We start from the raw sequence: 7645 nt of genomic DNA on the forward strand, positions 1-7645 counted from the left end.
CTTTTTTTGGCATAGGGGGTTTGGCGTCCCTGTGAATCGGCTGCCCTTAATTATAACTAATTATCCGAACCTGATATCACTCAATTTAATTAAACCTCAAACAAGCCCAGACTGAAGAAACCCGGTTTCTTTTAGAAACCAGGTTTCTGGGTATTCTATTTGTAATCAACTAAACACTTAGTCAATGTTTAACATCAAATCCGGTTGCATCGGAATAATACAATCCAGCCAAGAGTTAACACTCAACCATTCAGTTTTTCGACCCGCCCGTCAACTGTCAACTGTCAACTGTCAACTGTCAAAAACCATTTCGCTCGTGCAACCGGAATTGATATAACTCATTCATCTCCTGTAGGTAGGCACTCAGGAAGCAATCTCCCAACTCAAAACTATGTTCAAGCTACGCTGCATCGGGCATAGCAACAGGTTCAGATTTTTTGGTGGTGAACTGTGCGGGGGGTGCAAATTCTCTGAGATATCTCGACACCGATCGCAAATATCCCACTTCTGCTTGAATCAAATCCAGGGTAGAAAGACTCTCAACTAAGTCATCAAACTCATCTGCCGTAACTCCAGCACTGTGCAAGACTTCTTGGTTAAGCCGCCCGCAGATTCCTTGCAGGAGGAGTTCGATAATCTCGCGATAGTCAGCGATTTCCGTTCCGTAACCTTGCAATTTCTTGGGATTGATTCCCCACTGCAAAATCTTCAACAAGTCTTCAGGGGCACTCCATGCAAAAGAGGAAGCAATCACTTCTTTTTCCGCTGCGACAAGAGCGTGCTTGATTTGCACTTCGGGGAAATCTGGATCGATGATTAAGCTTTCGAGCTTCGACACTTGTTTATCTAAGACAGGCAAAGAAAAAGGAGCTAATTCTACACTCACCATGTCGCCTGTATCGTTAATACTTCTAAAAGGATCTTCCAACACATTAATTAAAAGGTGAATTTCTGTAGGTTTTTTCCAGTCAAACTGTCCAAGGAAAAACGGTTCTTCGTATCCCGGCAAAAGTCCTTGAAAATAAATCGGCAGATTTTTGCCTGATTCAAGAATTTTATAAAGAGCTACTTCCAAGGTTTCTGTCGGCCAACCGAGATTACTCACGGCGACAAATTTCAGTTTTCCGGGAAGGGACACAATCAGAGAATTCAGCAATAAATGTACGGCTTCAAAAAGATTTTGAGCAGTTACGTAGCGGTGGGGAGCGTGAACGTTGACAGTTTTACCTTGCTCTACTTTTTTGGACATTTGCTCGCAGAACAAGCTATTTTCCAACATATGAGTAAAGCGAACCATCCCGTAAGTGACATTTCCTTCTTGAGCTGCTTTGGCAAATTGCCATTCGGCAAACTTCTTCGATGCCGCGTAAACTTCGGTTGTAAAATATCGAGATGTTTTGCCTGTAGAAGAGAAGATGCAGTGTTCTACGCCGTATTCTTCGCAGAGTTGGATGACGTGTTTACATCCTAACAGGCTGGTTGTAACTGTTTCTCGGATTTTGATTTCAGCTAGTCCGGGTTGGCGCTGGGCTGCTAGGTGAAAAACAATTTCTGGTTTTTCTACCTCAAATATGTGTTTGAGCGCGTCGAGGTTGCGAATATCGGCGGCATAGAAAGTTACTGCACCTTCTCTGGTAAAAAGCGGGAGATTTTCTTCGGGGTTTTGACATCGGGCGTTGTCTGCGGAAATGATTTTAGTTGCGCCTAATTCGAGGAGTTTTGCGATTAAGAAACGACCGACACATCCTTCTCCTCCGGTGATTAATATGGTTTTTCCTTTGATTTGGCTGCTGACTGCCGATGCGTATAGGTGAATAGTGCGACCGCGCACGTCGCTAAAAGGTTCGCTTTCTAATTGTCCGTCGGCTTGATAGGCTGCGATTAGCTGTGCGGTGAGAGTTTGGAGAGCCGCGAGGATTTCAGGATCTTGGGGTTCCGGGGAACCGGGCGGAACTAGCTGCTGGATGCGCTCAATTATTTCCGCTTTGCTGGCACCTTCAAACAGTTCTCTTTGGTTATATGCACTCTTCACTTTTTTTGCTCCTTTAAATTCTAGAAATACCGTTGCTGATAAGCGCGTTGTTAAACAAATTTTCGAGGGACAGAATCTTTAAAAGTCTGCTTGGTTTTAGGATTTTTTCGACTAAAAGCTACTTAATTGGAAAAACACGGCATCGGCTCTGCTTGTAGTTTTATTAAGCGCTTTTGTAACCTGCTTACTTCTGCGATCGGCAAATATCGGCAAAGTCGGAATGTTCTCTGTCCAAAATTTGTCACTACAACTATATACTTAAATGACTGAGTGTTGGCAATACTCCGAACATATCTTTACTATTTCTTTGCAATAACCTACGAGTTTTCACGCAATTTTAAAGTTTATGTAAAGTAGGGTCTACGTTTAAAAAACTTAACAATACACTCGACATTATTGATTATAGCATTTTACTTTTTAATTAAAATGTATTTTTGGTTACTAAATATAGTTTTATATTAAGTAAAAATACGCACAAAAGCCTTAATCAAATATTTCCGCCTGCTAAAAATCTTGTTACTTGATGGGTGGGGTAGTCCTGCAGTGCCTACCCCTGTATGTGTGCTGCTATTAGGCGCGAACTGTGCGTTCTTTTTTGCTGCCTTCAAAGCCGCGAGCGTCCCCAACATCGTAGCCCCCTGTCCGCAAGCGGCGGTCTAAATCGCTGGCTTCAGGAGAAGTTTTTGCTGCTTCTTCGATCGTCACTCTGCCTTCCAGCACCAGTTTGTAAAGACCCTGGTTGATAATCTGCATTCCTTCGTAAGTATCATGTTCCATTAATCGGAAAGCTTCATCATCATCACCTTTCATTAAGTAATCGTGCATGGCAGGTGTATTCACCAAAATATCGTGAACTGCTACGCGACGGTTGTCAACTGTTGGCAGCAAAAGTTGGGCAATTACTGCTACTAAAGAATCGCAAATTTGAATCCGCATCGCCTGTTGTTCCTCGGGTGGGTAGAGGTTCAACAACCGATTAATAGCGTTAATGGCGCTGCGAGTGTGGAGAGTTCCCAATACTAAGTGACCAGTTTGAGCTGCTTGCAACGCTGTATTGATGGTAACTCGATCGCGCATTTCCCCGATCAGAATTACATCTGGATCTTCACGCAAAACAGCCCGCAAAGCCTGCTGAAACTCGTGGGTATGCAAGCCGACTTCCCGCTGGCTGACCAAGCATTTTTTAGAAGGGTGAATGAATTCGATCGGGTCTTCAATTGTAACTACGTGCTTTTGCTCCATCTGGTTGAGGTGGTCGATCATCGCAGCTACTGTTGTCGATTTTCCCGAACCGGTAGGCCCCGTAACTAATATTAATCCCTGCGATCGCAAAATGATATTTTTGAAAACTTCTGGCAACCTCAAGGAATCGATAGTAGGTATTTCCAAACTAATCAACCGCAATACCATCGCACCGCCGCTGAGGGAATCAAAACAGTTTAGCCGACACCGCACGAAGCCAGGGTAAAAAATTGCTGAATCTAATTCCTTGGTAGTTGCAAACTGTTTTCGCTGTTCGGGGGTGAGAATTTCGGCTAGGTAATTTTCAAAAATTTCTGGGGTTACTTTGGGGTGGTTAGTTGCTACTTGCATCACGCCCCGAATCCGAAATCGAGGTACTTGGCCGACTCGAATGTGAATGTCGGAAGCCGAGACGCTATGGGCATCTCTGACCATTTGTTCGATCGTACTGACGGGTGTCTCAACAGGCCGCTGCTGCTGGGCTGCGGGGGGCGCACTCGGCGCGGGTGGAGGCGGCGCGGGAGTTGCAGCCAAGGGCGGCGGCGGCGGCGGTGTTCGTCGGCGGGCTTGAGCCTCTGGTTGAACGGGTGTAGGATTGTTTAATGGGTTCATTTTTGGGTCTCCAGTCAGTCTATTTTAGATTTTAGATTTTAGATTTTAGATTTACTCCACAGATTCATCTGGGAGCAGGAACTAGAGTCTAAAATTTTGGGATCGACCCTGACTGAGTGTCGGGGGCTTTTGTCCGTTTTTGGGCGGGTCAATGTAGATTTATTGCGAAAAAATGCCTGATTTCTAATCTAATCGCTCGCAGTTAATTCGGTGTTAAATGCTGAGAATATTTTACAATTAGGCTGGATGGGGCGATCGAGTAATTAACAATTCCAACTCCTATGAACATCGGTCACAAAATCGCCGACTGGCTCGAAAATCGTGCTGTCACCCCTGCCTACGCGGGTTGGCTGCTGTCGGGGATGACGGTTTTCTTTTTTGGGTCGGCGACTAATACAATGTCTGGATGGCTGTACGTACTCAGCGGTGGGGGTTTAGCGCTGTTGGGAGTAGCGGCGGTTTTGCCGGGAAAATCGCTCCGTTCGCTGGAAGTCCGTCGCCGGACGATAGAACCGGTGAGTGCAGGCGATCAAATCACCGTTGAACTAGAAATCGAAAATCGCGCCCGCCAACCTCAGACTCTGTTGCAAGTGGTAGACATCTTGCCGTTTGTATTGGGAGAACCGGTTGTCCGCCCGATCGAAGTCATAGAGCCGAACAGTATATACAGGGATACATACTATCTGGAAGTCCGGCAACGCGGCGTCTATCGTTGGCAAGAGGTAAACTTGAGGACAGCGGCACCTTTAGGGTTGTTTTGGTGCCGGCGCAGTCGCGCAGTCAAAGCGGTGGCGGTTGTCTATCCACAAGTTTTGCCGTTGAGCACTTGTCCTTTGATCGATCGCATCGGTCAAGAAGACAGCCCGCAATTTTACAATCGCAGTCGATCGCAAACTGCTACCGAAGGCCTCACCCGCAACCTGAGACCTTACCGCCACGGAGACCCCACCCGCCTAATTCACTGGCGTACCAGCGCCCGCTACGGAGAACTGCGGGTGAGAGAGTTAGAAGTTGCAGCCGGCGGTCAAGAAATTATTATTGCTCTCGACAGCGCTGCGGCGTGGCAGCCAGAAGAATTTGAACGAGCCGTGACAGTTGCTGCGTCTCTTTACTTCTATGCTAGCAAGCGCCTGTTAAACGTCAAACTTTGGACGGCCGGGACTGGACTCGTTTCGGGCAACCGGGTAGTTTTGGAAACTTTAGCGGCGGTTAATACTGGGGAAGATGCGGTTGAGAATTTGCCGAAACTACCGATAATTTGGCTGACTCAAAACTCTGCAAGTTTAAGCACTCTTTCCCTAGGCAGCCGCTGGGTACTCTGGCCGTTGGCAACTGCTACCACAAGCGAAAAAAAGTTAGTCAAACATGAGTTACCTGGTTTAGAAATTCGCTCCGGCCGGCCCTTAGAACTTCAGTTACAAGATCCTCTGGAAAGAGCGATTGGCTATTAAGTAAGATAGGCCACGAAAAAACCTGTGAAAGAGCGATTAGTTATGAAGATTGACTTAATTAATCTAAAACCTCAAGAACCATGATACACTACAGGAGTGTAATTAATAAAGTTAAGGGTCTTACGGGGTCTGGCAATTGCTTGGCAAGTTAAGAGCAGCTTAGATTACTGTGAATCCGGTCATAAACATCATATCTCATTCACCAAACAGGAGAAAAAATGACTTTCTGGGAGAAATTAAAGCAGAATGTATCACAAATCAATGATTCTCTGCAAACCAATATTTCCAAGTTTAAAAACAATGATTTTGCTGATGCCTCAATGGCAATATGTGCATTGATTGCGGCTGCTGATGGCACTATCAATACCGAGGAAAGACAAAAAACGGCGGCTCTAATAATTTCTAATAAAACACTCCAAATTTTTCCGGCGTCGGAGTTGAAGCAAAAATTTGATTTTTATTGTGAGAAGCTCTCACAAGACTTCGATTTTGGTAAAATTGAGGCTATCCAAGCGATAGGGAAACTTAATAAAAAACTAGACCAAGGTCGTGCAGTCATCCAAATTGGCATTATTATCGGTGGTGCGGATGGTAATTTTGACAAAGATGAAAAGAAGGTTGTCAAAGAAGCTTGCCATGCTGTAGGCATTAATCCTGGGGAATTCGATCTCTAAATTCAGCTATTTTATGGTTCTAGCCAATCAATTATTCAAGGCTTTATATCTGCGAATAGCATTGTTCATTGAGTTTATTTGCTCTGCGTGAAATGAGGGAGGCATTAAGCTATGAACAGTATGAACGAGTCCATTGTGCATGACATCGGTCGGAAGTGCAGAATGATCGAGTCCGAGTGTATGTCCTATTTCATGGGCAATGGTATTTGCAATTAAGTTAGATAGTTGATTGAGACTAAGGCTGGCATTGCAAGAAGCATAGAATACTTGGTCAATCCGAATAATCGCCCGATCTGTAACCATTCCCGATTTGAAGCTAGCCACGCCGAGATAGTCAACCGGCTGGCTATCCACGAATATATAAACATGAGTAAAATCTTCGCCCCACTCTTTGCGATCGGGGGGATCAGATGTCAAAAATACTTTGATGCTTCTAAATGCGCCGTAGAGTTTGGAGAAGGCGTCCATCAACAGGGAAAAGATCGCTTCTCTATTTTCGGGTGCGACATCCATTCCTGATACATCTACCCAAATGCAACGGCGAAAATCGCTATCTTTATCCCTTAGAACTCCTCCACAGGAAGGGCAAAACTCCCACTCAGGCCGGATACGGGAACGACAGCCCTGACAGCGGAGTTTAGGGGGTTTAGTCAGGTTTAGCCGTTGAGAGAGGGGGAGTTTTAGCTGGCGATTGTGTTTGGTTAAGTCTAGGCGATCGTACAGCGACATTGACTGAGTGTAGGAATTTTTTCTCGTAATATTCTTGTTAATTTGAGCTCATTTCAGCTAGGGCTATGGGTTGAGTTGATAGTTGCCACAGTCCGCAACAAAATGCTCCGATTTCCCTATTTTAATATTCCTTTCAATCTGGCCTGCTTAATCCAAGCGGGAAATTCATTGAGCAGTCTTTCATACAATTGTTCATCAGTGATTTTTCCCAAATCGTCTAAATGAAAAAAGTTAGCGTTATCAACCAGCCGGCCACCCATACTATCTAGTCTTTCCAGAATTCCATAGTTAAAACCAGCCAATCCCACAAATTGCCAAAAAATCGGATATTTTGCAGCTTCAACTATAGATTTTTTAATTTCTGGCTCATTAGTAACGCCTCCATCACTGAGGAAAACAATAAATGTAGGCAGTTTACTAGCCTTTTCCTGAGTATACTTCTTTATGACATCTTGTATTACCAAACTTTCATTGTTTCCCCCACCTAATTCCAGCATCAGAGAAGGCATTTTAAAAACAAGTAAAGCTCTCTTCATTTCGCCGATTTTTTTTGTGATATAGCCATCAACATTTGTCTCCGTCACCGAGCTTGTTCTTTTGAATGTTGAGCCAAAAAACCAAACATCTAATGTAGCATCATCATCTAGTCTGCTAGCTACTGGAACTATTCTTTCAAGGAACGCTTGCACTGCACCAGAACTATATTGATGGCTCATAGAGCCAGAAATATCCAAAACCAAAGCAACTCTTGCTAGGATATCATCAATTCCTTTCTTTTTAAGACAAATATCTACTTTGGCTTTTAAAAGGCTAATGTCTGCTTTTTTTGGCTCTTCCGTACTTATTGTGCTAAAATGTCAACAAATAGTTCCCCAACAAACTTTCTAGAAATAAAATATGAAAAA

6 protein-coding genes are annotated in these 7645 nt (G+C 44.3%); 2 read left to right on the forward strand and 4 right to left on the reverse strand.

Annotated features, from left to right (window positions below; all coding sequences use genetic code 11):
• Positions 1-400: 400 nt before the first annotated feature.
• Both QUA34_RS29445 and QUA34_RS29450 read right to left on the reverse strand, forming a co-directional pair.
• Positions 401-2032, reverse strand: a complete 1632-nt coding sequence (locus tag QUA34_RS29445; protein ID WP_333390998.1) for a polysaccharide biosynthesis protein — start codon at positions 2030-2032, stop codon at positions 401-403.
• Positions 2033-2602: 570 nt separating this feature from the next.
• Entirely contained in the window at positions 2603-3886 is a 1284-nt protein-coding gene (locus QUA34_RS29450) for a PilT/PilU family type 4a pilus ATPase (protein ID WP_333326128.1), read from the reverse strand.
• Between the two features lie 281 nt (positions 3887-4167).
• Here QUA34_RS29450 and QUA34_RS29455 point away from each other — a divergent pair, with 281 nt between their 5' ends.
• Both QUA34_RS29455 and QUA34_RS29460 read left to right on the forward strand, forming a co-directional pair.
• Positions 4168-5337, forward strand: coding sequence for a DUF58 domain-containing protein (locus QUA34_RS29455; protein ID WP_333391000.1), 1170 nt, complete (start codon positions 4168-4170; stop codon positions 5335-5337).
• Between the two features lie 218 nt (positions 5338-5555).
• The gene (locus QUA34_RS29460; RefSeq protein WP_190657273.1) at positions 5556-6011 is read left to right on the forward strand and encodes a TerB family tellurite resistance protein; all 456 of its coding nucleotides are present in this window, start codon (positions 5556-5558) and stop codon (positions 6009-6011) included.
• Between the two features lie 27 nt (positions 6012-6038).
• On the opposite strand, the gene QUA34_RS29465 is transcribed toward QUA34_RS29460, so the two are convergent.
• Both QUA34_RS29465 and QUA34_RS29470 read right to left on the reverse strand, forming a co-directional pair.
• Positions 6039-6740, reverse strand: coding sequence for a matrixin family metalloprotease (locus tag QUA34_RS29465; RefSeq protein WP_333391004.1), 702 nt, complete (start codon positions 6738-6740; stop codon positions 6039-6041).
• A gap of 116 nt (positions 6741-6856) precedes the next feature.
• Entirely contained in the window at positions 6857-7480 is a 624-nt protein-coding gene (locus QUA34_RS29470) for a VWA domain-containing protein (RefSeq protein WP_333391007.1), read from the reverse strand.
• Positions 7481-7645 lie beyond the last annotated feature (165 nt).

The sequence above is a fragment of the Microcoleus sp. POL10_C6 genome, from assembly GCF_036701585.1.
Taxonomy (GTDB): domain Bacteria; phylum Cyanobacteriota; class Cyanobacteriia; order Cyanobacteriales; family Microcoleaceae; genus Microcoleus.

Coding starts and splice junctions, on each gene's coding strand:
- QUA34_RS29450 (WP_333326128.1), bottom strand. CDS start 3,886: ATGAACCCATTAAACAATCCTACACCCGTTCAACCAGAGGCTCAAGCC.
- QUA34_RS29455 (WP_333391000.1), top strand. CDS start 4,168: ATGAACATCGGTCACAAAATCGCCGACTGGCTCGAAAATCGTGCTGTC.
- QUA34_RS29460 (WP_190657273.1), top strand. CDS start 5,556: ATGACTTTCTGGGAGAAATTAAAGCAGAATGTATCACAAATCAATGAT.
- QUA34_RS29465 (WP_333391004.1), bottom strand. CDS start 6,740: ATGTCGCTGTACGATCGCCTAGACTTAACCAAACACAATCGCCAGCTA.